1 protein-coding gene is annotated in these 1621 nt (G+C 74.5%); it reads left to right on the top strand.

Annotated features, from left to right (window positions below; genetic code table 11):
• A partial coding sequence (gene mptB, locus GTW08_RS14775) for a polyprenol phosphomannose-dependent alpha 1,6 mannosyltransferase MptB (protein WP_346009912.1) occupies positions 1–1562 on the top strand: 1562 nt, incomplete at its 5' end.
• Positions 1563–1621: the final 59 nt, after the last annotated feature.

The following is a 1621-nucleotide window of genomic DNA, read 5'->3' as shown; positions in this document are numbered from 1 at the left end:
TGACGCCGGACCCCGGCGCGGGCGCGGTCGTGCCCCCGCCGCCCGCACCGGAGCCCGCGGGCCCCGGCCTGGTCGAGCGGCTCGGCTCGCCGCCGCGGGGTGTCCTGCTGCTGGGGCTGGCCGGGACCGTGCTGATGTTCCTCGGCTCGTTCGGCGGCGGCGGGATCCCGATGCGGGACCCGGTGATCGGCAACTCGGCGCTGTCGTTCTGGCGCTACGGCCACGGCGCGATGCTCGCGACGATCGTGATCTACGTCGGCCTGGTGCTGATGGTGTGGGCGTGGGTGCGGCTGGGCCGCGCCGTGCTCGCCCGGCGCGCCGGTGGCCGCGCGGTGCTGACGACGGCGGCGGTGTGGATGCTGCCGATGCTCGTCACGGCGCCGTTGTTCACCCGCGACCCCTACAGCTACCTCGCCCAGGGCGCGCTGCCGCTGGCCGGGTACGACCCGTACGTCGTCGGGCCGGACACCATGGGCGGGATCTTCACCGACAACGTCCACTTCTTCTGGCAGGACACCCCCGCCCCCTACGGCCCGCTGTTCATCCTGCTCGCGCAGGGCGTGGTCCTGCTGGTCGGCCAGAACGTGCTGCTCGGCGTCGTGCTGATGCGGCTGACCCTGGTCACCGGGCTGCTGCTGCTCGTGGCGGTGCTGCCCGCGCTGACCAGGCGCCTCGGCGGGCGTCCCGCGGTCGCGCTGTGGCTGGCCGTGGCGAACCCGGTGATGGTCGTGCACATGGTCGGCGGGGTGCACAACGACCTGCTGGTCGTCGGCCTGCTGCCGCTGGCGGCGCTGCTGGCGCTGCGGCAGCGGTTCGTGTGGGCGATCGTCGTCGCGTCGCTGGCCATGGCGGTGAAGGCCTCGGCCGGGATCGTGCTGCCGTTCCTGGTGCTGGTGTGGGCCGCGACGCTGTCCGGCGGGTTCTGGTCGCGGCTGGTCCGGGCCGGGGTGCCGTCGGTGGCCGTGTTCGGCGTCGTGTTCGGCGGGGCCACCTGGCTCACCGGTCTCGGGCTGGGCTGGCTGCCCGCGCTCAGCGCCCCGTCGATGATCGTGAACTGGCTGTCGGTGCCGACCGCCGTCGGTCAGGCGACGGCGAGCGTGGCCGGGATGTTCGCCGGCGAGGTGAACACCCAGGCGTTCGTGGACACGTTCCGGTTCATCGGCGCGCTGGTGATGGGCCTGCTGATCGCCCTGCTGTGGTGGCGCGGCCGCGACGACCCGCGGGCCGCGGTGCGCAATGCCGCGATCGCCCTCGCGCTGGCCGCCGTGCTCTCCCCCACCACCCTGCCGTGGTACCTGAGCTGGGGGTTCTGCCTGCTCGCGATGACCCCGTGGAGCGCGCGCGGACTGCAGTGGGTGGTCGCCGGCTCGATCTGGCTGATGATCGTGTACTTCCCCGACGGCGAGACCGCCCTCTATGTGCCGCACTACCTGCTGGCGGGTGCCCTGGCCGGTGTCCTGGCTGCGGTGTCGCTGCTCCGCCCGGACCCGCTGGGGCTGCGCCGGGGCGCCCCGGAGGCACCGTCGACCGCGCCCACCACCGATGCGGGCGTCCGCGGCTGAGCGGGCCGGGCGCGTCGAGCTCGACGCCGCCGGCCTGACCGACCCGCAGCTACGGGCCG

This window comes from Pseudonocardia sp. SID8383, from assembly GCF_009864975.1.
GTDB lineage: Bacteria > Actinomycetota > Actinomycetes > Mycobacteriales > Pseudonocardiaceae > Pseudonocardia > Pseudonocardia alni.
This window is presented reverse-complemented; position numbering and strand designations above follow the sequence as displayed.